This window comes from Paracoccus sp. NFXS7 (assembly GCF_040148865.1).
GTDB classification, from domain to species: domain Bacteria; phylum Pseudomonadota; class Alphaproteobacteria; order Rhodobacterales; family Rhodobacteraceae; genus Paracoccus; species Paracoccus marcusii.
Map to the genome: position 1 here is coordinate 97,961 of NZ_JAKEKV010000009.1, position 23,973 is coordinate 121,933.

A 23,973-nucleotide genomic window follows, 5' to 3' on the forward strand; every position below is an offset into this window, starting at 1 on the left:
CATCCTGTCGCCGCGCGCGCGCCGGCACTGGCAACGGCGGGGGGCAATGCCTAGGTCAGCTGCAACGAACAGGACCGAAAGGATATCTTATGCGCAGCGTCACCCATGACCGCTTCGGCGAACCCGCCGATGTGCTGCAGTCGACCGACACCGACCGTCCCGCCCCGCAGGACGGCGAGCTGCTGGTCCGCGTGCTTCTGTCGCCCATCCACAATCACGACCTGTGGACCATCCGCGGCAACTACGGCGTGCGTCCCGACCTGCCCGCCACCGCCGGCAGCGAGGCCGTGGGCATCGTCGAGGAGACCGGCCCCGGCGTCGATCCCGCCCTGAAGGGCCGCCGCGTTGCCGTCGCGGGCCTCAAGGGGTCCTGGGCCGAATACGCCTTGGCCCAGGCCGCCGGCGCCATCCCCGTCCCCGACGAGATGCCCGACGCGGCCGCGGCCCAGCTGATCGCCATGCCTTTCAGCGCCATCACGCTGCTGGAATTCCTGCACGTATCGCGCGGTGACTGGGTGATCCAGACCGCCGCCAACGGCGCGGTGGGCAAGATCATGGCCGTGCTGGCGCAGTCGCGCGGCGTGCGCCTGCTGAACCTGGTCCGCCGCCCCGAAGCGGTCGAGGAACTGACCGCGATGGGCATGACCGACGTCATCTCGACCAGCGACCCGGACTGGGTGGCCAAGGCCCGCGCGATCATCGGCAAGGACGGCGCCCGCGCGGCGGTCGATTCCGTGGGCGGCGCGGTCGCGGCGGGGCTGGTCGACCTGCTGGGGACCGAGGGGCTGCTGGTCACCTTCGGTTCGACCACCGGAGAGGACCTGCAGCTGCCTGCCGGGCCGATCATCTTCAAGCACCTGTCCGTCAAGGGCTTCTGGGGTGCCAAGGTGATGCCCGCCACCCCGGCAGAGGATCGCCAGCGCATGTTCGGCGAACTGATCGGGCTGGTCATGGACGGCAAGCTGGACCTGACCGCGGGCGGCACCTTCGGACTGGACGAACCGACCCAGGCCGTCACCGCCGCCCTGACGCCGGGCCGCACCGGCAAGGTGATGTTCCGGCCCTGACCGAGGGGGTGACCCGTCGCCGGGTCAGCCCGCCCCCGTCTCGCGCAGGTAATGGCGCACCGCATCGGCGACATGCCGGAACCGGTCCCCGCCCAGATGCTTGCCGCCGTACCAGCGCGTGACGATGACCACATGATCCTGCAGGCCGGCGCGGTCCAGCATCTGCAGGATCAGCTGCCCCGCGCCGCTTTCCCCGTCATCGTCCTTGACGCCCTCTCCGCCCACGATGGCGGCCCAGCTGTGATGGGTGGCCTTTTGGAACCGCTTGACCCGCGTCAGTTCGGCCAGCATCGCGGCCACTGCCGCCCGGTCGGCGGCCGGCCCGCCCGACACCGCATAGCGCGAGCCCCGGTCGCTGATGATCTTGTCGAACACTTGCATCAGCGCCGCCGCACATACAGCTCCAGCCGGTGATGGACGATGTCATATCCCATCTCGGCGGCGATCTCGGCCTGAAGGCGCTCAATCCGTTCGTTGGTGAACTCCATGACCTCGCCGCTGTCCACGTCGATCATGTGGTCGTGGTGGCGCTGGTCGGCGGCCTCCCACCGGGCGGGTTCGCCCTGGAATTCCAGCTTCTCGATCACGCCCTGCGCCTGCAGCGTCGTCAGCGTGCGATAGACCGTGGCCAGCGACACCCCCGCCCCGGCGGTGACCGCGCGGGCATGCAGCTCGGCCGCATCGGGGTGGTCCTCGGCCGCGGCGATCACCTTCAGCAGCGCCGCGCGCTGGCGCGTGACGCGGACCCCCGCATCCCGCAACGCCTGCTCCAACCTGTCCGCACGTCGTCTGGTCATCCGCGCATTCTGCCGCAGCCGGGGTCCAGTTGCAACTGGTTCTCAACTGTTGACAGTTGCGAACCGTTCGCAGATAACAGGGGCATTGGAGGATGCGATGTATCGATTCCTGACGCCGTTCCTGTTCCTGATCCCGACCCATGCGACCGCCGACCAGCTGCAGGTCGCCACCAGTTTCACCGTGATCGCCGACATGGCCCGCAACGTTGGCGGCCACCTGGCCGAGGTGCGGTCCATCACCCCGCCGGGGGCCGAGATCCACGACTATCAACCCAGCCCGCGCGACATCATCGGCATCGCCGATGCGGACCTGGTGCTGGTCAACGGGCTGAATCTGGACGGATGGGCGCAGCAATACCTGGACCGTGCGGGCGACGTGCCCATCGTCACGGTGACGCAGGGCATCGACCCCCTGCCGATCCGCAGCGGCGATTACGAAGGCAAGCCGAACCCCCATGCCTGGATGGCGCTGGATTCGGCACAGATCTATGTCGACAACATCGCCGCCGCGATGGCCCAGGCCGACCCCGACAATGCCGCCGCCTATGCCGCGAATGCGGACGACTACAAGCAGCAGATCGCTGATGTCGTGGGCCCGCTGCGCGACGCCGCCCGGGCCCTGCCCCAGGATCGCCGCTATCTGGTCACCTCCGAAGGCGCCTTCAGCTATCTGGCCCGCGATTTCGGCCTGACCGAGATGTATCTCTGGCCCATCAATGCCGAAGGCCAGGGCACGCCCCAGCAGGTCCGTGCCCTGATCGACGCCATGCGCGACACCGGCGCGCCGGTGATCTTCTCGGAAAGCACCATCTCGGACCGTCCGGCGCGCAGCATCGCAGCGGAAACCGGGGCGGACTATGGCGGCGTCCTCTATGTGGACAGCCTGTCGGACACGGACGGGCCGGTGCCCACCTATCTGGACCTGCTGCGGGTCACATCGCAGACCATCGTGGACGCGCTGGCCGATGGCTGATCCCCACGCCCCCCATGATCCTCTGGGCATCGAGGTCAACGACCTGACCGTCGCCTATCGCAACGGCCACCGCGCGCTGGCGCAGGCCAGCTTCACCGTGCCGCAAGGGTCGGTGACCGCGCTGGTCGGCGTGAACGGCGCGGGAAAATCGACGCTGTTCAAGGCGCTGATGGACCTGCTGCCCCACGCCACGGGCCAGGTGCGCATCCTGGGGTTGCCCGTCCGCCATGCGCTGTCGCGCAACTTGGTCGCGTATGTCCCGCAGGCGGAGGAGGTCGACTGGACCTTTCCGGTTCTGGTGCGCGACGTGGTGATGATGGGCCGCTACGGCCATATGGGCTTTCTGCGCCGCGCCCGCCCTGCAGACCGACAGGCGGTGACCGACGCACTGGCCCGCGTCGGCCTGACCGATTACGCCACCCGCCAGATCGGCGAACTGTCCGGCGGCCAGAAAAAGCGCGTTTTCCTGGCACGAGCCTTGGCACAGGAGGCGCGGGTGATCCTGCTGGACGAACCCTTCACCGGCGTCGATGTGCAGACCGAACAGACGATCATCACCCTGCTGCGCCAGATGCGCGACGAAGGACGGGTGATGCTGGTCTCGACCCACGATCTGGGTTCGGTCCCGGAATATTGCGACCGCGTGGTGCTGGTCAAAGGCACGGTGCTGGCCTCGGGTCCGACGGAAACCACCTTCACCCCCGCCAACCTCCGCCAGGCCTTCGGCGGCACGCTGCGCCACTTCATGCTGGGCGGCACCGACCTGCACGCCGACGCGGACGCGCGCAACGTGGACGTCTTCACTGACGACGAACGCCCGCTGATCTTCTACGACGACCGTCACCGGACGGGGGGCGGCGCATGAGCATTTCTCCTTTGCGCCAATACCCTGCGGGGGTGCGGGGGTGCAAAACCCCCGCGCGCGACCCCCGATGATCGACCTGGCCCTGACGCCCTTCACCTATGGCTACATGGCGACCGCGATCTGGGTCTCGGCCCTGGTCGGGGGCGTCTGCGCCTTTCTCTCGGCCTACCTGATGCTCAAGGGGTGGAGCCTGATCGGCGACGCGCTGTCCCATTCCATCGTGCCGGGCGTGGCGGGGGCCTACATGCTGGGCCTGCCCTTCGCGCTTGGCGCCTTCCTGTCGGGCGGGCTGGCGGCGCTGACCATGCTGTTCCTGAACACCCGGACGGGGCTCAAACAGGACGCGATCATCGGGCTGATCTTCACCGGCTTCTTCGGCATCGGGCTGTTCATGGTGTCTCTGAACCCGGTCGCGGTGGACCTGCAGGCGATCACCATGGGCAACATCCTGGCCATCGCGCCGGGCGACGTGATCCAACTGGTGCTGATCTCGACCGTCTCGCTGGCGATCCTTCTGATGAAATGGCGCGACCTGATGGTGGTCTTCTTCGACGAGGTTCACGCCCGCACCATCGGCCTGCATCCGAACCGCATGAAGGCGCTGTTCTTCACCCTGCTGGCGGCCTCGACCGTGGCGGCGATGCAGACCGTCGGCGCCTTCCTGGTCATCGCCCTGGTGGTGACGCCGGGGGCCACGGCCTATCTGCTGACCGACCGCTTTCCGCGGCTGATCGTGATCTCGGTCGTGATCGGCACGACGACCTCGGCCATCGGCGCCTATGCCAGCTTCTTCTTGGACGGGGCCACGGGCGGCATCATCGTGACGCTGCAGACGCTGATCTTCCTGGCGGCCTTCACCTTCGCCCCCACCCACGGGCTGCGCGCCACGCGCCGCCGCGCCCGTGATGCCGTCAGGGCGCAGCCATGAATGCGCTGATCCTGCCCTTCACCTTTCCCGTCATGGCGGACGCGGCGCTAATCGCGGTGATCGTCGCGGTGCCCGCCGCGCTGCTGTCCTGCTTTCTGGTCCTCAAGGGCTGGGCGCTGATGGGCGACGGGATCAGCCACGCGGTCCTGCCGGGCATCGTGCTGGCCTATGCCCTGGGCCTGCCGCTGCTGGTCGGGGCCTTCGCGGCGGGCATGGTCTGCGCGCTGTCGTCGGGCTGGCTGGACGCCAACAGCCGCATCAAGTCCGACACCGCGCTTGGCGTGGTCATGGCGGGCATGTTCGCCGTCGGCCTGATCCTGTTCACGGTCTTTCCGCCCGGGGTGCATCTGGACCATATCCTGTTCGGCAACATCCTGGGCATCGGGCCGGGCGATTTTGCCCAGGCCCTGCCCATCGCCGCCGTGGTGACGCTGGCGCTCCTGCTGAAATGGCGGGACTTTGCGCTGCTGGCCTTCGATCCGGTGCAGGCGCGGGTGTCGGGGCTGCGGGCGGGCTGGCTGCATTACGGGATGCTGGCGATGATCGCGGCCTCGGTCGTGGCGATGCTGTCGGCGGTGGGAATCATCCTGGCCGTGGGGCTGCTGATCGCGCCCGGCGCCATCGCCTTTCTGCTGACCCGCCGGCTGGCCGTGATGATGGCGCTGGCGACCGCCATCGCGGTGGCCAGCGCGCTGGCAGGCATCTGGGCCAGCTTCTGGCTGGACAGCGCGCCCGCCCCCACGATCATCGTGATCCTGACCGCGGTCTTCGTGCTGGCCTTTGCCAGGCGGCAGATGGCGCCGCGCGCGTGAACGGCGGCGCCTGACCCCTTTCCCGCCCCGCGCGGACATGCCAGCATGGTTGCGCCATCAGGAGGATCCCCCATGCTGCCGCCCCGCACCGACTTTCCCGCAGGTTTCACCTTCGGCGCCGCCACCTCGGCCTATCAGATCGAGGGCACGGCCGGCGCGGGCCCGTCGCATTGGGACACCTTTGCCGCCACGCCCGGCAACATCATGGATAACAGCGACGGCAGCCGCGCCTGCGATCACCTGCGGCTGTGGCCGCAGGACCTGGACCTGATCCGCGACGCAGGCTTTGACGGCTATCGCTTTTCGACCTCCTGGGCGCGGGTGATGCCGGACGGGGTGACGGTGAACCCCGATGGTCTGGATTTCTACGACAAGCTGGTCGACGGCATGCTGGAACGCGGCCTGAAACCCTTCCTGACCTATCACCACTGGGATCTGCCCGCGGCGCTGTCGTCGCAGGGCGGCTGGCAGAACCGCGACATCGCGCAGCGTTTCGCGGACCTGTGCACCACGATCAACGCCCGCATCGGGGACCGCGTGGCATCGGCCGCCACCCTGAACGAGCCTTGGTGCATCGCCTGGCTGTCGCATTTCCTCGGCCACCACGCCCCCGGCCTGCGTGACATCCGCGCCGCCAGCCGCGCCATGCACCACGTCCTGCTGGCGCATGGCACCGCGATGCAGGCGCTGCGGGCGGATGGCGCCACGAACCTGGGCATCGTGCTGAACTTCGAGACCAGCCACCCCGCCGACACCACCGCCGAGGCGGAACAGGCGGCAGAGACGCAGGACGCGATCTATAACCAGTGGTTCATCCGCGCGCTGATGGGCCAGGGATACCCGGACGCCGCGCTGGCCGGGATCGGGCCGCATCTGCCCGACCGCTGGCAGGATGACATGGACCTGATCGCGCAGCCGCTGGACTGGCTGGGGGTCAACTACTACACCCGGCGCCTGTACACCCGGAACGACGGGCTGTGGCCCCACGCCTCCGAGGTGCCGGGCCCCCTGCCCAAGACCCAGATGGACTGGGAGATCCGCCCCGAGGGCCTGACCGAATTCCTGACCCGCCTGGCGCGCGACCACACCGGCAACCTGCCGCTGTATGTCACCGAGAACGGCATGGCCTCCGAGGTACCGACCGACGATCAGGCCCGCATCCGGTTCATCGGCGATCACCTGCGCGCGACCAAGGCGGCGATGGATCAGGGCGTGGACGTGCGCGGGTTCTTCTACTGGTCGCTGCTGGACAATTACGAATGGGGCTGGGGATACGGCCCGCGCTTCGGCCTGGTCCATGTGGACTATGACACGATGGTGCGGACCCCCAAGGCCAGCTGGCACGCGTTCCGCGCCATGCTGACCTAACGCGCCAGGATCATCCCCGCCGCCTTGTCCGCGATCATCGTGACCGGTGCATGGGTGTTGCCCGACACGATCGCGGGCATCACCCCGGCATCGGCGATGCGCAGGCCCGACAGCCCGTGCACGCGCAGCTGCGCATCGACCACGGCCATCGGGTCCGACCCCATCCGCGTCGTGCCGACCGGGTGGAAGATGGTCGTGCCGACCTCTCCCGCCGCCTGCGCCAGATCGGCGTCGCTTTGCAGATGCGCGCCCGGCTTGTGCTCCTCGGGCGCGAATTCGGCCATGCGGGCGGTCGCCATCAGGCGGCGCGCATGGCGCAGGCTGTCGATGGCCACCTGTCGGTCGCCCTCGGTCGTCAGATAGCGCGGCGCGATGGCGGGGGCCGTCCGGGGATCGGGCGCGGTGATGTGCACGGACCCCGTGCTTTCAGGCCGCAGGTTGCAGACCGACACCGTCAGCCCCGAAAAATCGTCCAGCGGGTCGCCGAACTTGCCCAGGGACAACGGCTGCACGTGATATTCGATGTTGGGCGTGTCGAACGCATCGGACGATTTCGCGAATATCCCCAGCTGGCTGGGCGCCATCGCCATCGGCCCCGTCCGACGCAACGCGTATTCCAGCGCGATGCCGGCCTTGCCCCAGATCGTTCGCGCCCGGTCGTTCAGCGTCCGCGCGCCCCGGATGCGGAACACGGTGCGCAGCTGCAGGTGATCCTGCAGGTTCTCGCCCACCCCCGGCAGGGCGTGGACCGGCGCGATGCCCAGGGCCGCCAGGCGATCCGGCTGTCCGATGCCCGAAAGCTCCAGCAACGCGGGCGAATTGACTGCGCCCGCGGCCAGGATCACCTCGCCCCGCGCGCGCGCCAGCCGGCGCTGGCCGTGCTGGTCGAACAGGACGCCCGTAACGCGGCGGCCGTCCATCTGCAGGCGCAGGACCTGGGCATCCGTCTCGATCCGCAGGTTGGGGCGGCCGCGGGCGGGGTTCAGGAAGGCCTTCCTTGCGTTCCAGCGGATGCCCTTGCGCTGCGTGACCGGAAAATAGCCGACGCCCAGGTTGTCGCCCCGGTTGAAGTCAGGGTTGGCGGGCAGGCCCAGCTCCTGCGCGGCCTGGGCCACCGCGTCCAGGATCGGCCAGCGCAGCCGCTGCTGTTCGACCCGCAATTCGCCTTGGTCGCCGTGGATGTCGCAGGCCGGTTCGTAATGACGCTCCGTCGCGCGGAAATGCGGCAGCACGTCGGACCAGGACCAGCCCGCGTTGCCCATCTGCCGCCAGCGGTCGTAATCGGCCGCCTGCCCGCGCATGTAGATCATGCCGTTGATCGACGAACACCCGCCCAGAACGCGCCCGCGCGGATAGTTCAGGCGGCGGCCGTTCAGACCGGGTTCCGGATCTGTCTGATAGCACCAGTCCAGCGTCGGGTTGCCCATCGCATAGAGATAGCCCACCGGCACATGCACCCAGAAGCGGTTGTCATGCCCCCCCGCCTCCAGCAGCAGGACCCGGTTCGCGGGATCGGCCGACAGCCGGTTCGCCAGCACGCACCCGCCCGAGCCCGCGCCCACGATGATATAGTCGTAATCGCCGAAATCCTGCATGCCGATCCTCCGTCCCGGTGGCGACGCTAGTGGCACGGCCGCGCGGGGACAAGCGGTCGCGGTTGCGGGCGGGGGCCGGGCGCGGTATCTGCTGGGGGCCTTGGGTGCCATGGGAAGGACCGTCATGATCGTCATCGCAGCCGTCATCATCGGTGCCATCCTGGGCTGGCGCCGCGCCGGCCAGCTGGGCGGCACCCGCGCCGACCGCATCCAGTATGCGGTGGCCTTCGCGCTTGGCCTGGCCATGATCGGCGTCGTCGCCACGATCATCGTTCATCGGATGAGCTGATGTTCCTGCCCTTTCTGGACAATCTGCGCAGGCACGGGGTTCCCGTCTCGCTGCGGGAATGGCTGGATCTGATGGAGGGCATGGGCGCCGGCCTGGACGGCATGACGGTCGAGGGGTTCCACGGCCTGGCTCGGCTGGTGCTGGTCAAGGACGAACGCCATATCGACCGCTTCGACCGCGCGTTCTCGGACACGTTCTCGGGGCTTGAACAGGTCGATGTCGGCGACCTGCTGGACCCCCGCGCCCTGCCCGAAGGGTGGCTGGAGAAGCTGGCCGAAAGGCTGCTGTCGGACGACGAAAAGGCGCAGGTCCAGGGCCTGGGCAGCCTGCAGGCGCTGATGGATACGCTGCGCAAGCGGCTGGCCGAACAGCAGGGGCGCCATCAGGGCGGCAACAAGTGGGTCGGTACCGCGGGCACCTCGCCCTTCGGTGCCTATGGCTACAACCCCGAAGGCGTGCGCATCGGCCAGGACGGCAGCCGCCACCGCCGCGCCGTCAAGGTCTGGGACAAGCGCGAGTTCCGCGACTTCGACGACACCGCCGAACTGGGCACCCGCAACATCAAGGTCGCGCTGAAGCGGTTGCGCCAATGGGCCCGCCACGGCGCCGCGGACGAGCTGGACCTGCCCGGCACGATCCGCGCCACCGCCGACCACGGCTATATCGACGTGCAGACGCGGCCCGAACGGCGCAACGCGGTCAAGGTGCTGCTGTTCCTGGACGTGGGCGGCAGCATGGATGACCATATCCGCGTGGTGGACGAGCTGTTCAGCGCTGCCCGCGCCGAGTTCAAGCACATGCAGCATTTCTATTTCCACAACTGCCTGTACGAAGGCGTGTGGACCGACAACCGCCGCCGGTGGGACGCGCAGACGCCCACCTGGGACGTGCTGCACCGCTATGGCCGCGACTACAAATGCATCGTGGTGGGCGACGCGTCGATGTCGCCCTACGAGATCGCGGTGCCGGGCGGGGCCAACGAACACTGGAATCCCGAATCCGGGCAGGTCTGGCTGCAGCGCCTTGCCGGGGCCTGGCCCGACCATGCCTGGCTGAACCCCGTCCCCGAGGCGCATTGGGGATACACCCAGTCCATCGGCATGGTGCAGCAGGTCTTTCCCGACCGGATGCTGCCCCTGACGCTGGACGGGCTGACGCGCGCCATGCGGGTGCTGGGATGATCGCCCAGCTGACGGCCCTGCTGCCGGTCTGGGGGCCGTGGCTGGTGGGGGCGATGGCGTTCCTGTCCTGCATGATGGTCCCGGTGCCGACCTCGGCGGTGCTGGTGGCAGCGGGGGCGCTGACGGGGACCGGGCACCTGGACCTGGGGCTGATCGGCGCGGGCGCGGTGCTGGGGGCCAGCGCGGGCGACGCGGCGGCGTTCCTGCTGGCGCGCCGGATGCGGCCGTGGCTGATGCGCGGCAGGCGGGGGGCGATCCTGGCGCGGGCGCAGGCGCTGATCGCCCGGCGCGGCGCGGGGGCGGTGTTCCTGTCGCGCTGGCTGGTCACGCCGCTTGGTCCGGCCACCAATTACGTCGCGGGGGCCGCGGGGCTGTCGCTGGCGCGGTTCATGGCCGCCTCGGTCCCCGGAGAGGCGATCTGGGCCACGCTGCATCTGGGCGCGGGGCATCTGGCCGGGCGCGGCTTTCGCGGGGACGAGGCCGCGGCGCTCAAGGCGCTGGCGGCGGCCGCGGTGCTGGCTGCGGCAATCTGGGCGGGGCGCAGGCTCTGGCATCGCCGGTCCGGCGCCGCCATATAAGAACCATGATGCGTTACCTGCCCTTCATCCTGCTGGCGCTGTATCTGGTCGCGATGTGGTTCTTTTCCGCATGGCGCCTTCGGCAGGAGCTGAACCAGAAGGCCACGCCGCTGACCCATCCGCGCCTGACGCCCATGCTGGACCGACTTGGCCGCGCGATGGACCTGCCCCCGATCCGCGCCCATGTCTATGAGATCGAGCCGGTGAACGGCCTTGCCGCCCCCGACGGGCGCATCTTCCTGACCCGCGGCTTCCTGCGCAAGCTGGACGCCGAAGAGGTCACGCCCGAGGAACTGGCCAGCGTCATCGCGCACGAACTGGGCCATGTCAGCCTGGGCCATTCGCGCCGCCGGATGATCGATTTCGCGGGGCAGAACGCGATCCGCATGGCGCTGGCCGGGGTTCTGGGGCGCATCCTGCCGGGCATCGGCGCCTGGATCGCCAACCTGATCGCGACCGCCGTCGCCGCCCGCCTGTCGCGCCAGGATGAGTTCGAGGCCGACCGCTTCGCCAGCGCCCTGATGATCAAGGCGGGCCTTGGCACCGCCCCGCAGAAATCGCTGTTCCGCAAGCTGGACCGCCTGACCGGCAGCGGTGGCGCAGGCGCCCCCGCATGGTTCCTGTCCCACCCCCCCGCCGCCCGCCGCATCGCCGCGATCGAGGCGCACGAGGCACGCTGGCGCGGCTGACCGGGTCTTGCCGCCGCGGCATTTCCACCTAAGGTGGTGCCGGACAGTCAAGGGCCCCCATGACCGCACCGTTCCGCCGCCACATCCTGTACCTGCCGGGTTTCGACCCCATCCCGCCGCGCCGCTATCGCGAGCTGTATCGGCGCGAGGCCGCGGATCAGGCGCGGATTTCGGGCCACCGGCTGCGCATCACCAAGGCGCAGGCGCAGGGCTTTGCCTGGGCCGTCCACGGCCGGGTCGAGGGTCGCGACACCACCACCGTGATCGAGGTCGCGCTGTGGTCCGACATCGTTCAGGCCTCGATGCGGCAGGGCATCGCGGGGACGTTCGCACAGCTGGCGCGGACGTCCTGGACCTATATCGCGACGGGCACCCTGTCGCGGCTGATGCGGCTGCGGCGCGGGCCGGTCATCGCGGCGCTTTATCCCATCGCGGTGCTGCTGGCACAGCTGGTGCTGGCTTTGCTGGCTGGGGGGCTGGCGGCGTCGGCCGTCGGCGGTTGGCCGGGCCTGCCCGTGGGGCTGGCGGTGGCCTGGGGCGTGCTGGTCCTGGGGCGGCGGCTGGATCACCGGCTGTTCGCCTATTACCTGATGCACGATTACGCCTTCACCGCGCGCCATCGCGGCGCCTATCCCCCCGCGCTGGAGGACCGGCTGGCCCAGTTCCGCGCCCGCCTGATAACGATCCTGGACGACGGACCGGACGAGGTGCTGGTCGTCGGCCATTCCTCGGGCGCCTATCTGGCGGTGTCGCTGTTGGCCGATCTGCTGCGAGAACGTGTCGACCCCGGCCCGGCTTTGTCGCTGCTGACGCTTGGGCATGTGGTGCCGATGGCGGCGTTCCTGCCCGATGCTGGGCGGCTGCGCGACGACCTGGGCTGGCTTGCGCGCAGCGACGGGTTGTTCTGGCTGGACGTGACGGCGCCGGGCGATGCCTGCTGTTTCGCGCTGTGCGATCCGGTGGCGGTCTGCGGACAGGCCGGCCTGGACCAGCGCTGGCCGCTGGTGATTTCGGCGGCGTTCACGCACACGCTGTCGCCCGACCGGCAGGCCGCGTTGAAGAACCGATGGTTCAAGCTGCATTTCCAGTATCTGTGCGCCTTTGATCGGCCGGGCGATTACGACTATTTCGCGATCACCGCCGGGCCGCGGACGCTGGCGCAGCGGTTCGCCGGGCGCAAGCCGTCGCCGGGGCGGATCACCCGGCCCGTGGGCGCGCGGTGACGCCCCGGCCCCGGGGAGCGGAGGGGCGCGGCACCCTGCGCGGGCTGATCCGCGGGTTCAGGCGCGACCTGCTGGGCGCGCTGCCGGAACGCCTGTACGGCGCGTGGATGGCGGAATTCCGCAGTCCGGTGATCCACAGCTTCTTCTGCAACGACCCGGCGCTGATCCGGCTGATCCTGCAGGACCGCCCCGGCGATTTCCCGAAATCGAACCGCATGCGCGAGGGTCTGGCGCCACTGTTAGGCAACGGCGTCTTCATCGCGAACGGCACGGATTGGGCGCGCCAGCGGCGCATCATCGACCCGGCCTTTGACGGCGGCCGCCTGCGCGACAGCTTTCCCGCCGTGTTGGCCGCCGCACGCGCGGCCAGCCAGCGGCTGGCGCCGGGGGTGCAGGACATCGAGCCGCAGGCCGCCCATGCCGCCGCCGACGTGATCTTTCGCACGCTGTTCTCGATGCCCGTCGAACACCGCATTGCGTCCGACGTGTTCGAGGCGTTCCGCGACCATCAGGCCGCTCAACCCCTGGTGAACCTGGCGGCCCTGCTGCCCCTGCCCGCCTGGATGCCGCGGCCCCATTCGCGCCGCACCCGCGCCACCGCCGCGCGCATTCGCGGGCTGATCGGCGATCTGGTGCGCGAACGTCGCCGGGCCATCGCGGCGGGCACGGCGCCCGACGATCTGGCCACGCGGATCATGACCACTCCCGACCCCGAGACCGGCACGCCGTTTTCCGAAGCCGAGATGATCGACCAGGTCGCGGTCATGTTCCTGGCCGGGCATGAGACCAGCGCCTCGGTCCTGGCCTGGGCGCTGTGGTTGCTGGCCGCCCATCCCGACTGGCAGGAGCGCGTGGCGGCAGAGGCCGCGACCCTGAACGACTTCGCCAGCGTCGGCGGGTTGCGCGCCACGCGTGCCGTGTTCCGCGAGGCGCTGCGCCTGTATCCGGCCGTCGCGATGTTTGCGCGTGAGGCCACCGCCCCCGAGACGTTCCGCGACCGGCCCGTGCCGCGCGGGGCGCAGCTGGTCATCTCTCCGTGGCATCTGCACCGGCACAACCGGCTGTGGGACCGGCCCGACGATTTCGACCCCGCCCGGTGGGACAGCCCCGAGGGCAAGGCCAGCGCCCGCGCGGCCTTCCTGCCGTTCTCGGCCGGGCCGCGCGCCTGCCCCGGCGCGGGGCTGGCGATGGTCGAGGGGGTGGTGATGCTGGCCGCGATCACCGCGCGGTGGCGGCTGGAGGTGACCGACCGCCAGCCGATGCCCGTGGCGCGGCTGACGATCCGGGCGCGCGACGGGATCTGGGTCAGGCTGACGCCGCGCTAGCGGAACAGGACACCCTTCGCGTCAGCGAAACAGCACCAGCGATCCGGGCGACCAGGCCAGGCGGGTCCGCGTGCCGACCTCCTGCACGTCGCGGCCAAAGACGTTGCGCATGGAGATGCGGACCGTGCGCGACCTGCCGTCGTCGCGCGCGACCCCGTCCAGGCGCAGGTCATAATAGGTCATGTCGCCGTAATAGACGACCTCGTCGATGGTGGCGTTGGTCTCGCGCGGCTGCGTGTGGGTCGCGCCCGGAGCGACCAGGGTCATCGTCTCGGGGCGGAAGCCGATCACGTCCCCCTCGTCGTCCGGGTTGGCGCGGCTGATCTGGCGCTCGGGCAGCTCGACCCTGCCCAGGCCTGCGACATCGACGGTGACCGTGCCGCCCATCTCCGACAGGATCGTGGCGGGCAGGAAGTTCATCACCCCGATGAAATCGGCGACCCGGCGCGTGGCCGGCCGGGCATAGAGGGCCTCGGGGCCGTCCAGCTGCGCGATCTCTCCCTCGAACATGACGGCGATGCGGTCGGACATGACCAGCGCCTCCTCCTGGTCATGGGTGACCAGGACGAAGGTGATGCCCACCTGCCGCTGCAACTTGATCAGCTCGACCTGCATCTGCTCGCGCATCTTGCGGTCCAGGGCGGAGAGCGGCTCGTCCAGCAGCAGCACCTTGGGCTTCAGGATCAGCGCGCGCGCCAGGGCCACCCGCTGCCGCTGGCCGCCCGACAGGGCATGGGCGGACCGCGCGCCGTATCCCTTCAGGCCGACCATGGCCAGCGCCTCCTCGACCGCGGCGGCCTTCTCGGCCTTGCCGCGCGGATCGCGGCGCAGGCCGAAGGCCACGTTCTCGGCGACCGTCAGGTGCGGGAAGATGGCATAGGACTGGAACACCATGTTGGTGGGCCGCTTGTTCGCGGGCACCTCCTCCATGCGCTTGCCGCCGATCAGGATGGCGCCGTCGCTGATGTCCTCGAAACCCGCGATGGTGCGCAGAAGCGTGGTCTTGCCGCAGCCTGACGGGCCCAGCAGGGAGAAGAACTCTCCGGCGCGGATGGTCAGGTCGATCCCGCGCAGCGCGTGATAGTCGCCGTAATACTTGTGGACGCCCTGACATTCGATCATCGGCTTGGCTTCGGTCACATCAACCCTCCGGTGGGCTTGCCGCCGATGCGGGCATTGCCCCGGCGGCGGAAATATTCGCCGATCGCCAGAAGGACGACCGACAGGATCACCAGCACCGTGCCCAACGCCATGATGACGGGGATCGCGCGCGGAAAACGCAGCTGGCTGAAGATGTAGGTGGGCAGCGTCGGTTCGTTCCCTGCCAAAAAGAAGGCCAGGATGAACTCGTCCAGGCTGATGGTGAAGCTGATCAGCAGCGCGCTGATGATGCCCGGCATGACCAAGGGCAGCGTGACCAGACGGAACGCGCCCCACTTGCTTTCGCCCAGGTCATAGGCCGCCTCCTCCAGGCTGCGGTCCAGCGACGAGAAGGCGGTGGTCAGCACGGCGATGGCATAGGGCATGCAGATCAGCGTGTGCCCCGCGATGACGGTCATCAGCGACAGCTGCACCCCCATGCCCAGCAGCACGACCAGCAGCGACATGGCCACGATGATTTCCGGCAGCACCATGGGCAGCATGATGAACCCCATCATCCCGCCCTTGCCCGGAAACACGAAGCGGGTCGAGGCGCGCGCCGCGAAGATGCCAAAGCAGGTGGCCAGGATGGACGAGGCCACCGCCACGGTCAGCGAATTGGTCAGCGCCCGGCGCAGCGTCGCGTCGGCCCACATCTGCCGGAACCAGTCTGTCGTCACCCCCTGCAGCGGAAAGGCGATGATCGTGCCCGAGTTGAACGCGAACATCGGCAGCAGGATGATCGGCGCATACAGGAACAGCAGATAGAAGATTGCATAGGCCTGCAGGCCGCGTCCCTGGCGGTTCATTGGCGCACCTTGAGGAAGCGGCGGTTGAGGAACAGGAAGACCAGGCTGACCACCGCCACGATGGCCATGGCCGTCACCGCCAGCGCCGATCCCAGGGGCCGGTTGTCCAGCGCCAGCATCTGGACCTGGATCAGGTTGGCGATCATCGGGATCTTGCCGCCGCCGATCACCTCGGGCGTGACATAGTCGCCGATGGTCGGGATGAACACGATCAGCACCGCCGCGATGACGCCCGGCATCGCCAGCGGCAGCGTCACCCGCCAGAAGGTCATCAGCCGGCTTTCGCCCAGATCGCGCCCGGCCTCCAGCAGGGAGCGGTCGATCTTTTCCAGCGCCACGAAGATCGGCAGGATCGCGAAGGGCGCATAGGCATGCGCCAGCGTCAGCACGATGGCGTTGGTGTTGTAGAGGATGAAGGTCAGCGGCTCGTCGATGATGCCAAGCCCGGTCAGGGACGAGTTGATGACCCCGTTATATCCCAGGATCACCTTCCACAGGAACACCCGGATCAGATAGCTGGTCCAGAAGGGAATCGTGATCAGGAACAGCCACATGGCCTTCTTTTCGGGCCGCACGCAGAAGCTGACGTAATAGGCGACCGGAAAGGCCATCACCACGGTCGCCAGCGTCACGATGGCCGCCACGACCAGCGACCGCAGCATGACGGTGCGCACGATCGGGTCGGTCAGCACCTGGGTATAATTGTCCAGCGTGAAGTCGCGGATGATCTCAAGATAGCCGTCGGTCAGGAAGCTGTAGGCCAGGATGGTCAGCAGCGGCGCCGCCAGGATCACCAGCGCATACAGGAACGGCGGCGCGATCAGCGACAGCCCGGCCCGTGCCTGGTCGTCGAACTTGGCCTTTGCCATGGCGATCCCCTTCCGTCCGCCCCGCCGGGCCTTTCGCAATTGCTGTCACAGGCCGCGCGCGAGGAAAAGAGGTTTCTGGCCCGCCTAGCGCCACCAATGCCCGGTCAGCGCCAGCCGCGCCAGCGATGCGCGCCGCTGAAACGGCGTGATCGCGGTGGTGGCCTCGAACGGATCGGTGCGCCCGGCCATGATCTCGGACAGCAGGCGCGGCACGCGGGGGCCGGGATACAGCGCAGCCGCCGCCCGGCGCGGCAGCTTGCGGTGCATCCGTGCGGCCATGCGCAGCCCGTCGCGCGCCTGTTCCGCCAAGGCCCGCGCGTCCTCGGGGCGGGCCGGTTCCAGCCCCAGCCGGACTGCCTGCAATTGCGGCAGCGCGCGCAGCCACGCGGCCAGACCGGCACCGCGGGCCTGATGGGCCACGATCTCTCGCGTGCCTTCGGGCGCGCCGCAGCGGCGCGCGGCGGTCCACATCAGCGCGCCCGCCGTCGCGTCGACATAGGCCAGCACCGCCTGCGGCCCGTCAAAGGGCTGGCGTTCGCAATCCCTGCGCCGGGCCTCGGCCAGGGGCGACAGGGCGCCGGCATCGGTCCCCCAAGCCTCCCACAGGGGCGTCAGCACGTCGTGCAGCGGGGGCGCGGTGCCCTGCCCCATCTGGTCCAGCCGGTCGATCCACCATTGCAGCCGCATCTCGGCCAGCATCGGCTCGGCCGACTGGAACGGCGCGCGGGCGATCTCCAGGTTCAGCGCATAGAGCGTGACCAACGCCGGACGGTCCGCCGCCTCGGCCACCAGCACCGCACCGAACCGGTCGGGGTCATTCTGGCGCAGTGCCTCGGTGCAGGCCTCCAGGGTCATGTGCCGTGGGTCCGCGCCAGATCGGCCAGTCGTGCCGGATCGAACCCCGCGGCCAGCGACCATTCGGGCCCCTTGGCCGTGTCCTTGACCTCGACGCCCGCCGCCGCGAACCCGTCCCGGATCGCATCCGCGCGGGCGAAATCGCGGGTCTGGCGCGCCGCCAGTCGCGCCGCCAGCAACGCCTCGATCTGGCCCGCCGCACCGGCATCGGCCTGGGCCCAATCGCCCATGCCCGGCAGCAGCAGGCCCAGCATCCGGGCCGATGCCAACAGCGTCTCCGCGTCCCCCCGACCCGCTAGGTCGTGCAACACCGCGATGGCACCCGCAGCGTTCAGGTCATCGGCAAGCGCCTCGATCAGCGCGGGTGCCGGGCTTGTTGCGGGTTCGATGCCCGCAACAAGCCCATGCCACCGCCGAAGCACGGCTTCGGCCTCCTGCGCCTTGGCCTCGGTCCAATCCATCGGCTTGCGGTAATGCGTGGACAGCATGACAAAGCGGATCACCTCGCCGGGCACGCCCCGGTCCAGCAGGTCGCGCACGGTGAAGAAGTTGCCCAAGGACTTGGACATCTTCTTGCCTTCGACCTGCAGCATCTCGTTGTGCAGCCAGACATTGGCGAAACCCGCGCCGGGATGGGCGCAGCAGCTCTGCGCGATCTCGTTCTCGTGGTGCGGGAACTGCAGGTCTATGCCGCCGCCGTGGATGTCGAAATGCGGCCCCAGCAGCGCCGCCGACATGGCCGAGCATTCGATGTGCCAACCCGGACGCCCCCGGCCCCAGGGGCTGTCCCAGCCCGGCAGGTCGTCCGAGGACGGCTTCCACAGCACGAAATCCATCGGGTCGCGCTTGAAGGGTGCCACCTCGACCCGCGCGCCCGCGATCATGTCGTCGACCGAACGGCCCGACAGCGTGCCGTAGTCGGGAAAGGACCGCACGTCGAACAGCACATGCCCCTCTGCCTCATAGGCATGGCCCTTGGCGATCAGGTCGGCGGTCATCGCGATCATCTGGCCGACATAGGCGGTCGCCCGCGGCTCGTGGTCCGGACGAGCCGCGCCAAGCGCGTCCATGTCGGCGTGATACCAGCCGATCGTCTCCTCGGTCCGCTCGGCGATCAGCGCCTCCAGGGACAGGTCGGACCCGGCCGCACGGCGGCGCTGCGCCTCGGCGTTGATCTTGTCGTCGACATCGGTGAAGTTGCGCACATAGGTGACCGCACGGTCGCCGTATTCATGCCGCAGCAGCCGCACCAGCAGGTCGAACACTAGGACCGGCCGGGCATTGCCCAGATGGGCGCGGTCATAGACGGTGGGTCCACACAGATACAGACGCACGTTGGCCGGGTCGATGGGGACGAACTCCTCCTTGCGGCGGGTGCGGGTGTTGGTCAGCCTGATCTGCGTCATGATGCGGCCCTTTTGGCAAGCGTGGCCAAGGGTCTATCGCATCGCGCCCTGGCTTTCCACCCAGGCAATCTGGCGCGGCAGCGATTGCGACGCCAGATCATAGCCCCCCAGGATCGTGGCCCGCGCCGCCTTGCGGATCGCCGCCGCCTGCGGGTCGCCCGCCAAGCCGCGGATCAGGGCCGCCGACAGGGTCGGCCCGTCAAAGAACGGCACCAAGCGCCCGTTCACCCCGTCGGTGATCAGCTCGCGCACCGGTTCGGTATCGGACGCCACGACATACCCCCCGGCCGCCATCGCCTCGGTCAGCGACCAGGACAGCACGAACGGATAGGTCAGATAGCAATGCACCCGCGCCACCTGCATCAGCGACAGATAGTCGCCATAGGGCACGCGGCCCAGGAAATGCACCCGCGACAGGTCCAGCCGGGCGCCGACCTCTGCCAGCAGCTTGTCCTTCCAGCTGTTCGCATCCCGCGGCTTGGCGCCATAGCTGGTGCCCTCGGCGCCGACCAGGACCACCTGCGCGTCGGGGCGCGCCGCCAGCACGTCGGGCAATGCCCGCATCAGCACGTGAAACCCGCGGTAAGGCTCCAGAGAACGGGACACGAAGGACAGCACCTCGTCCCCCGCGCGCAGGATCGTGCCACCCGGAAGGGTCAGGCGGGCCGCGGGATCGGGGGCCACGCGGGCGGTGTCGATGCCGTCATGGATGACGGTGATCTTGCCGCGCAGCTCGGGCGGAAAGCTGTCGGCCTGATAACGGGTGGGCGCGATGGCCGCTTCGGCCTGCACCATCGCCTGGACCAGATGCGCCGACCGCGCGACGGTCATGAAGCGCACCTCGTCCCGGTCGGGGCTGATCTCGGGGTCGAAGCCTACGTCGTGGCCTCGGGTGCGGTACATCAGCTCGGCATAGACCAGCAGGCGCGCGTGGGGCCAGATCTCCTTCAGGAACAGCGTCTCTCCCCAGCCCGGATGGCCGATGACGATGTCGGGGTGAAATCCGTGCCGGTCGCGCAGCGCACGCGCGCCTCGCGCCGCCAGCAGGCCGCGTTCCGCATGGTCCGCATAGGTCCGGCCCAGGGCGCTGTCGGTCTGCACCGCCGCCGGCGCCTTGTAGCGCAGGGTCCGGATCGGGCTGGGCCGCTGGTTGTTCTCATCCGTCAGGGCCAGGACCTGGTGCCCGCGCGCGGCCAGGGCCGGGGCCAGATGCGGAAACTGGCCCGGAAAGTTCTGGTGGACGAACAGGATCTTCATTCGTGGATCGGAAAGGCCGCGCGCAGCAGGGCGCGGGTGTAATCCTGCCGGGGCGCATCAAAGATCTGCGCGACGCTGCCATGTTCGACGACCTCTCCGGCGCGCATGACCATGATGTGATGCGCCATCGCGCGCACCACGCGCAGATCATGGCTGATGAACAGGTAGGCCAGCCCGTATTTCCGCTGCAGGTCGCGCAGCAGATCCACGATCTGCACCTGCACGGTCATGTCCAGCGCGCTGGTCGGCTCGTCCAGGACGACGACCTTGGGGCGCAGGATCATCGCGCGGGCGATGGCGATGCGCTGGCGCTGACCGCCGCTGAATTCGTGCGGATAGCGGTGCATCATCTGGGGGTTCAGCCCGACCTCGGTCATGATCTCGGTGACCAGCTGGCGGCGGTCCCGGCCGGGTTCGACCCCGTGCACGCCCAGGCCCTCGGTGATGATCTGTTCGATCGTCATGCGGGGCGACAGGCTGCCATAGGGGTCCTGGAACACGATCTGCATGTCGCGGCGCAGGCGGCGCAGCTGGCCGCTGGTCCAGGCCTGGATGTCCTGGCCCAGATACAGGATCGGGCCGTCGCTCTCGATCAGGCGCATGATGCCCAGGGCCAGCGTGGTCTTGCCCGATCCCGATTCGCCGACGATGCCCAGGGTCTCTCCCGCGCGCAGCGACAGGGTCGCGCCGTTCACCGCCTTGACGTGCCCCGTCACGCGGCGCAGCAGGCCGCGCTTGATGGGAAACCAGACCTTCAGGTCGCGCGTCTCGACCAGGACCGGCGCATCGGGGGCTATGGGATCGGCCTGCCCGGTCGGCTCGGCGGCCAGCAGCTTGCGGGTATAGGGGTGCTGGGGCCGGGCAAAGATGTCCTCGACCGCGCCCTGTTCGACGATCTCTCCGTCCTTCATCACGCAGACGCGGTCGGCGATGCGGCGCACGATGCCCAGATCGTGGCTGATGAACAGCATCGACAGGCCCTCGTCGGCCTTCAGCTCGGCCAGCAGGGCCAGGATCTGGGCCTGGATGGTCACGTCCAGCGCCGTGGTGGGTTCATCCGCGATCAGCAGGTCGGGACCGTTGGCCAGGGCCATCGCGATCATCACGCGCTGACGCTGACCGCCCGACAGCTGGTGCGGATAATCGGCCAGGCGGGTTTCCGGGTCGCGGATGCCGACGCGGGTCAGCAGTTCGATGATCCGCGCCCGCGCCTTGGCGCCCGATAGCCCCTGGTGCAGCGCCAGGCTTTCCGACAGCTGCTTTTCCAGCGTGTGCAGCGGGTTCAGCGAGGTCATCGGCTCTTGGAAGATGAAGCTGATGTCGTTGCCGCGGATGTCGCGCAGGGTGCGGTCCGATGCGCCGACCATCTCGCGGCCCGCGTATTTCACCGACCCCTGGACCTCGGCCGAGGCGCCCAGCAGCTGCACGGTGGACAGCGCCGTGATCGACTTGCCCGACCCGGATTCGCCCACCAGGGCCACGGTCTCACCACGGTCGATGTGAAAGCTGACGCCCTTGACGGCCGCGGTCAGGACACCTTCGGACCGGAACCCGATGCGCAGGTCGCTGACCGCCAGCACGGCATCGCTGGACGGGGCGGGCACGGGACGCGCCTGCGGTGCGCCGGGCATCGAGCCGCTATGGCTCTCGGCCACGGGGGCGCCGGGGGCGGGGCGGACGGGCTGATCGCTCATCGGAAGGTCTTTCTGGGGTCGAAGGCGTCGCGGATGCCCTCGAAGATGAACACCAGAAGCGACAGCATGATCGCGAAGGTGAAGAAGGACGTGAAGGCCAGCCAGGGCGCCTGCAGGTTCTGTTTCGCCTGCAGCGCCATCTCTCCCAAGGATGCCGATCCGGCGGGCAGGCCATAGCCAAGATAGTCCAGCGCAGCCAGGCCGCTGATCGTGCCGGTGACGACAAAGGGCATCATCGTCAGCGTGGCGACCATCGCGTTGGGCAGGATGTGGCGGAACATGATCTTGCGGTCGCTGACGCCCAGGGCGCGCGCCGCGCGGACATATTCAAAGTTCCGCGCCCGCAGGAATTCCGCCCGCACCACGCCCACCAGCGCGGGCCAGCCGAACAGGATGGTGACGAAGACCAGAAGCCAGAAGCTGCGCCCCAGGATCGCGAACAGGATGATGATGACGTAAAGGCTGGGTGTCGAAGCCCAGATCTCCAGCACGCGCTGGAACACCAGGTCGGTGCGGCCGCCGAAATAGCCCTGGATCGCGCCCGCCGTGATGCCGATGGTCGAGGCCACCACCGTCACGATCAGCGTGAACAGGATCGAGGTGCGGAACCCGTAGATCACCCGCGCCAGAACGTCCCGCGCGGTGTCGTCCGTGCCCAGCAGGTGGTTGCCGTCGGGCGCGGAGGGCGCGGTGCCCACGTTGTTGATGGTGCGGTAGTGATAGGGGATCGGCGGCCAGATCATCCAGCCCTGTTCGGCCTTGGGCACATCGGTCGAACCCGACCGCACCGCCGCCATGAAGCCCTCCGGCTCGTCCCAGCACTCCTCGCGGCCGCCCGACACGATCAGGCACTGCACCGCCTCGTCGCGATAGATCGCCTCGGTCCCGAAATCGCCGCCGAACGCGGTTTCGGGATAGAAGTTGTAGGCGGGCCAGTACAGTTCGCCCTGATAGCGGACGACGATGGGTTTGTCGTTGGCCACGATCTCGGCGAACATCGCGGTCACGAACAGGACCGCAAAGATCACCAGCGACCAGAAGGCGCGTCCGTTCCGGCGGAAGTTGCGCCAGCGGCGGCGGTTCAGTTCCGACATCGCCATCAGCCCGCCCTCTTCTCAAAGTCGATGCGCGGATCGACAAAGACGTACATCAGGTCCGACAGGATGCCGACCACCAGGCTCATCAGGCCGAAGACGTAGAGCGTGCCGAAGATCACCGGATAGTCGCGCTGCACCGCCGCCTCGAAGCCCAGGCGCCCCAGCCCGTCCAGCGAGAAGATCGTCTCGATCAGGATGCTTGATCCGAAGAACACGCCCAGGAACATCGCCGGAAACCCCGCGATCACGATCAGCATCGCGTTGCGGAAGACGTGGCCGTACAGAACGCGGCGTTCGGTCAGCCCCTTGGCCCGCGCGGTCATCACGTACTGCTTGTTGATCTCGTCCAGAAAGCTGTTCTTGGTCAGCAGCGTCAGCGTCGCGAAGCTGCTGATCGTGGCCGCGATCACCGGCAGGGCCGCGTGCCAGGCATAGTCCTTGACCTTGCCCCAGACCGACAGGTCCGCGAAATTGTCCGATGTCAGGCCGCGCAGCGGAAAGATCTGCCAATAGCTGCCGCCCGCGAACAGCACCATCAGGATGACCGCGAACAGGAACGCTGGGATCGCATAGGCCATGATGATCACGCCCGACGTCCAGGTGTCGAAGCGCGATCCGTCGCGCACCGCCTTGCGGATGCCCAGCGGGATAGAGATGACATAGGCGATCAGCGTCGACCACAGCCCCAGCGTGATCGAGACCGGCATCTTCTCGACGACCAGGTCCATCACGCTGATCGACCGGAACCAGCTGGTCCCGAAATCGAAGCGGATGTAGTTCCACATCATGGAGAAGAACCGCTCGACCGGGGGCTTGTCGAAGCCGAACTCCTTTTCAAGCTGGGCGATGAATTCGGGGGGCAGGCCGCGCGCGCCCTCGTATCCCGCATCGCCGCCCAGCTGTTCGGCGCTGTCGGCCGTGGCGCCGGCCAGGTTGCCCAGCACGTCGCCTTCGCCCCGGACCTGGGCCGCGATCTGTTCGATCGGGCCGCCGGGGACGAATTGCGTCAGGGTAAAGTTCACCACCATGATCCCGATCAGGGTCGGGATGATCAGCAGCAGTCGCCGCAAGATGTAGGCGCCCATCAGCGCATGCCCTTCCCCGTTGGGTCCGTGCCCCTTGGCGGGGCCTTGTCGTTATCTGGGCTTGTCGGCAA

At 68.7% G+C, this 23,973-nt stretch carries 24 protein-coding genes; 12 read left to right on the forward strand and 12 right to left on the reverse strand.

Annotation, left to right across the window (positions count from 1 at the left end; all coding sequences use genetic code 11):
- The first annotated feature begins 89 nt into the window (after positions 1-89).
- Positions 90-1,067: a zinc-binding dehydrogenase gene (locus tag LZ686_RS14920; protein ID WP_349548308.1), complete on the forward strand. Its 978-nt coding sequence runs from the start codon at positions 90-92 to the stop codon at positions 1,065-1,067.
- 24 nt (positions 1,068-1,091) lie between these two features.
- Here the strand turns inward: LZ686_RS14920 and LZ686_RS14925 are convergent, their stop codons facing one another.
- Entirely contained in the window at positions 1,092-1,448 is a 357-nt protein-coding gene (locus tag LZ686_RS14925; protein WP_349548309.1) for a YigZ family protein, read from the reverse strand.
- On the reverse strand, positions 1,448-1,864 hold the full coding sequence (locus tag LZ686_RS14930; RefSeq protein WP_148910514.1) for a Fur family transcriptional regulator: 417 nt from the start codon (positions 1,862-1,864) through the stop codon (positions 1,448-1,450). The genes LZ686_RS14925 and LZ686_RS14930 overlap by 1 nt, the downstream gene beginning before the upstream one ends.
- A gap of 97 nt (positions 1,865-1,961) precedes the next feature.
- Between LZ686_RS14930 and LZ686_RS14935 the strand changes: the two genes are divergently transcribed.
- The 5 genes from LZ686_RS14935 (at position 1,962) to LZ686_RS14955 (ending at position 6,810) form a co-directional block, all read left to right on the forward strand.
- Positions 1,962-2,837, forward strand: coding sequence for a metal ABC transporter solute-binding protein, Zn/Mn family (locus LZ686_RS14935; protein ID WP_349548310.1), 876 nt, complete (start codon positions 1,962-1,964; stop codon positions 2,835-2,837).
- Complete coding sequence (locus LZ686_RS14940; protein ID WP_349548311.1) at positions 2,830-3,702, forward strand: manganese/iron ABC transporter ATP-binding protein; 873 nt, start codon at positions 2,830-2,832, stop codon at positions 3,700-3,702. Before LZ686_RS14935 ends, LZ686_RS14940 begins: the two co-directional genes overlap by 8 nt.
- Positions 3,703-3,769: 67 nt before the next feature.
- Positions 3,770-4,630 (forward strand): metal ABC transporter permease, encoded by an 861-nt coding sequence (locus tag LZ686_RS14945; protein ID WP_349548312.1) that lies wholly within the window; start codon positions 3,770-3,772, stop codon positions 4,628-4,630.
- Positions 4,627-5,442: a metal ABC transporter permease gene (locus LZ686_RS14950; protein ID WP_349548313.1), complete on the forward strand. Its 816-nt coding sequence runs from the start codon at positions 4,627-4,629 to the stop codon at positions 5,440-5,442. Before LZ686_RS14945 ends, LZ686_RS14950 begins: the two co-directional genes overlap by 4 nt.
- Before the next feature lie 72 nt (positions 5,443-5,514).
- Positions 5,515-6,810 (forward strand): GH1 family beta-glucosidase, encoded by a 1,296-nt coding sequence (locus LZ686_RS14955; protein WP_349548314.1) that lies wholly within the window; start codon positions 5,515-5,517, stop codon positions 6,808-6,810.
- Here LZ686_RS14955 and LZ686_RS14960 read toward each other — a convergent pair.
- Complete coding sequence (locus LZ686_RS14960; protein WP_349548315.1) at positions 6,807-8,405, reverse strand: GMC family oxidoreductase; 1,599 nt, start codon at positions 8,403-8,405, stop codon at positions 6,807-6,809. The two genes, LZ686_RS14955 and LZ686_RS14960, sit on opposite strands and share 4 nt — an antisense overlap.
- Before the next feature lie 124 nt (positions 8,406-8,529).
- Here LZ686_RS14960 and LZ686_RS14965 point away from each other — a divergent pair, with 124 nt between their 5' ends.
- From LZ686_RS14965 to LZ686_RS14990, 6 genes are read left to right on the forward strand one after another with little or no spacing between them, the layout of a single operon-like run.
- Positions 8,530-8,694: a hypothetical protein gene (locus LZ686_RS14965; protein ID WP_164871398.1), complete on the forward strand. Its 165-nt coding sequence runs from the start codon at positions 8,530-8,532 to the stop codon at positions 8,692-8,694.
- Positions 8,694-9,875 (forward strand): vWA domain-containing protein, encoded by a 1,182-nt coding sequence (locus LZ686_RS14970; protein WP_349548316.1) that lies wholly within the window; start codon positions 8,694-8,696, stop codon positions 9,873-9,875. The genes LZ686_RS14965 and LZ686_RS14970 overlap by 1 nt, the downstream gene beginning before the upstream one ends.
- Positions 9,872-10,453, forward strand: a complete 582-nt coding sequence (locus LZ686_RS14975) for a DedA family protein (protein ID WP_295165946.1) — start codon at positions 9,872-9,874, stop codon at positions 10,451-10,453. The genes LZ686_RS14970 and LZ686_RS14975 overlap by 4 nt, the downstream gene beginning before the upstream one ends.
- A gap of 5 nt (positions 10,454-10,458) precedes the next feature.
- Positions 10,459-11,142 carry a M48 family metallopeptidase gene (locus LZ686_RS14980; RefSeq protein ID WP_045981511.1) on the forward strand — a complete coding sequence of 228 codons (684 nt, stop codon included), beginning with the start codon at positions 10,459-10,461 and terminating at the stop codon, positions 11,140-11,142.
- A gap of 59 nt (positions 11,143-11,201) precedes the next feature.
- Positions 11,202-12,365, forward strand: a complete 1,164-nt coding sequence (locus LZ686_RS14985; protein ID WP_349548317.1) for an alpha/beta hydrolase family protein — start codon at positions 11,202-11,204, stop codon at positions 12,363-12,365.
- A complete protein-coding gene (locus tag LZ686_RS14990) occupies positions 12,362-13,690 on the forward strand; it encodes a cytochrome P450 (RefSeq protein WP_349548318.1) in 1,329 nt (442 codons plus the stop codon). Before LZ686_RS14985 ends, LZ686_RS14990 begins: the two co-directional genes overlap by 4 nt.
- 21 nt (positions 13,691-13,711) lie before the next feature.
- On the opposite strand, the gene LZ686_RS14995 is transcribed toward LZ686_RS14990, so the two are convergent.
- From LZ686_RS14995 to LZ686_RS15035, 9 genes are all read right to left on the reverse strand, one after another.
- Positions 13,712-14,812 carry an ABC transporter ATP-binding protein gene (locus tag LZ686_RS14995; RefSeq protein WP_349548347.1) on the reverse strand — a complete coding sequence of 367 codons (1,101 nt, stop codon included), beginning with the start codon at positions 14,810-14,812 and terminating at the stop codon, positions 13,712-13,714.
- Positions 14,813-14,826: 14 nt separating this feature from the next.
- Positions 14,827-15,639, reverse strand: coding sequence for an ABC transporter permease (locus LZ686_RS15000; protein WP_148910523.1), 813 nt, complete (start codon positions 15,637-15,639; stop codon positions 14,827-14,829).
- On the reverse strand, positions 15,636-16,508 hold the full coding sequence (locus LZ686_RS15005; RefSeq protein ID WP_046000153.1) for an ABC transporter permease: 873 nt from the start codon (positions 16,506-16,508) through the stop codon (positions 15,636-15,638). Before LZ686_RS15005 ends, LZ686_RS15000 begins: the two co-directional genes overlap by 4 nt.
- Before the next feature lie 84 nt (positions 16,509-16,592).
- Positions 16,593-17,363 (reverse strand): squalene/phytoene synthase family protein, encoded by a 771-nt coding sequence (locus LZ686_RS15010; protein ID WP_349548319.1) that lies wholly within the window; start codon positions 17,361-17,363, stop codon positions 16,593-16,595.
- Positions 17,360-18,769: a cysteine--tRNA ligase gene (gene cysS, locus LZ686_RS15015; protein ID WP_349548320.1), complete on the reverse strand. Its 1,410-nt coding sequence runs from the start codon at positions 18,767-18,769 to the stop codon at positions 17,360-17,362. The genes LZ686_RS15010 and cysS overlap by 4 nt, the downstream gene beginning before the upstream one ends.
- A 33-nt stretch (positions 18,770-18,802) precedes the next feature.
- The gene (locus LZ686_RS15020) at positions 18,803-20,026 is read right to left on the reverse strand and encodes a glycosyltransferase (RefSeq protein WP_349548321.1); all 1,224 of its coding nucleotides are present in this window, start codon (positions 20,024-20,026) and stop codon (positions 18,803-18,805) included.
- Entirely contained in the window at positions 20,023-21,657 is a 1,635-nt protein-coding gene (locus LZ686_RS15025; protein WP_349548348.1) for an ABC transporter ATP-binding protein, read from the reverse strand. Before LZ686_RS15025 ends, LZ686_RS15020 begins: the two co-directional genes overlap by 4 nt.
- A gap of 59 nt (positions 21,658-21,716) precedes the next feature.
- Positions 21,717-22,820 (reverse strand): ABC transporter permease, encoded by a 1,104-nt coding sequence (locus LZ686_RS15030; protein WP_045981503.1) that lies wholly within the window; start codon positions 22,818-22,820, stop codon positions 21,717-21,719.
- On the reverse strand, positions 22,820-23,902 hold the full coding sequence (locus LZ686_RS15035; protein WP_046000148.1) for a microcin C ABC transporter permease YejB: 1,083 nt from the start codon (positions 23,900-23,902) through the stop codon (positions 22,820-22,822). Before LZ686_RS15035 ends, LZ686_RS15030 begins: the two co-directional genes overlap by 1 nt.
- Positions 23,903-23,973 lie beyond the last annotated feature (71 nt).

Bases quoted from the DNA above. Each gene is read 5' to 3' on its own strand.
- LZ686_RS14960 (WP_349548315.1), bottom strand. From the start codon at position 8,405: ATGCAGGATTTCGGCGATTACGACTATATCATCGTGGGCGCGGGCTCG.
- LZ686_RS14920 (WP_349548308.1), top strand. From the start codon at position 90: ATGCGCAGCGTCACCCATGACCGCTTCGGCGAACCCGCCGATGTGCTG.
- LZ686_RS14935 (WP_349548310.1), top strand. From the start codon at position 1,962: ATGTATCGATTCCTGACGCCGTTCCTGTTCCTGATCCCGACCCATGCG.
- LZ686_RS15035 (WP_046000148.1), bottom strand. From the start codon at position 23,902: ATGGGCGCCTACATCTTGCGGCGACTGCTGCTGATCATCCCGACCCTG.
- LZ686_RS14950 (WP_349548313.1), top strand. From the start codon at position 4,627: ATGAATGCGCTGATCCTGCCCTTCACCTTTCCCGTCATGGCGGACGCG.
- LZ686_RS14945 (WP_349548312.1), top strand. From the start codon at position 3,770: ATGATCGACCTGGCCCTGACGCCCTTCACCTATGGCTACATGGCGACC.
- LZ686_RS14985 (WP_349548317.1), top strand. From the start codon at position 11,202: ATGACCGCACCGTTCCGCCGCCACATCCTGTACCTGCCGGGTTTCGAC.
- LZ686_RS14965 (WP_164871398.1), top strand. From the start codon at position 8,530: ATGATCGTCATCGCAGCCGTCATCATCGGTGCCATCCTGGGCTGGCGC.
- LZ686_RS15000 (WP_148910523.1), bottom strand. From the start codon at position 15,639: ATGAACCGCCAGGGACGCGGCCTGCAGGCCTATGCAATCTTCTATCTG.
- LZ686_RS15005 (WP_046000153.1), bottom strand. From the start codon at position 16,508: ATGGCAAAGGCCAAGTTCGACGACCAGGCACGGGCCGGGCTGTCGCTG.
- LZ686_RS14940 (WP_349548311.1), top strand. From the start codon at position 2,830: ATGGCTGATCCCCACGCCCCCCATGATCCTCTGGGCATCGAGGTCAAC.
- LZ686_RS15030 (WP_045981503.1), bottom strand. From the start codon at position 22,820: ATGGCGATGTCGGAACTGAACCGCCGCCGCTGGCGCAACTTCCGCCGG.
- LZ686_RS15020 (WP_349548321.1), bottom strand. From the start codon at position 20,026: ATGAAGATCCTGTTCGTCCACCAGAACTTTCCGGGCCAGTTTCCGCAT.
- LZ686_RS14975 (WP_295165946.1), top strand. From the start codon at position 9,872: ATGATCGCCCAGCTGACGGCCCTGCTGCCGGTCTGGGGGCCGTGGCTG.
- LZ686_RS15025 (WP_349548348.1), bottom strand. From the start codon at position 21,657: ATGCCCGGCGCACCGCAGGCGCGTCCCGTGCCCGCCCCGTCCAGCGAT.
- LZ686_RS14970 (WP_349548316.1), top strand. From the start codon at position 8,694: ATGTTCCTGCCCTTTCTGGACAATCTGCGCAGGCACGGGGTTCCCGTC.
- LZ686_RS14925 (WP_349548309.1), bottom strand. From the start codon at position 1,448: ATGCAAGTGTTCGACAAGATCATCAGCGACCGGGGCTCGCGCTATGCG.
- LZ686_RS15010 (WP_349548319.1), bottom strand. From the start codon at position 17,363: ATGACCCTGGAGGCCTGCACCGAGGCACTGCGCCAGAATGACCCCGAC.
- LZ686_RS14980 (WP_045981511.1), top strand. From the start codon at position 10,459: ATGATGCGTTACCTGCCCTTCATCCTGCTGGCGCTGTATCTGGTCGCG.
- LZ686_RS14930 (WP_148910514.1), bottom strand. From the start codon at position 1,864: ATGACCAGACGACGTGCGGACAGGTTGGAGCAGGCGTTGCGGGATGCG.
- LZ686_RS14955 (WP_349548314.1), top strand. From the start codon at position 5,515: ATGCTGCCGCCCCGCACCGACTTTCCCGCAGGTTTCACCTTCGGCGCC.
- LZ686_RS14995 (WP_349548347.1), bottom strand. From the start codon at position 14,812: ATGATCGAATGTCAGGGCGTCCACAAGTATTACGGCGACTATCACGCG.
- cysS (WP_349548320.1), bottom strand. From the start codon at position 18,769: ATGACGCAGATCAGGCTGACCAACACCCGCACCCGCCGCAAGGAGGAG.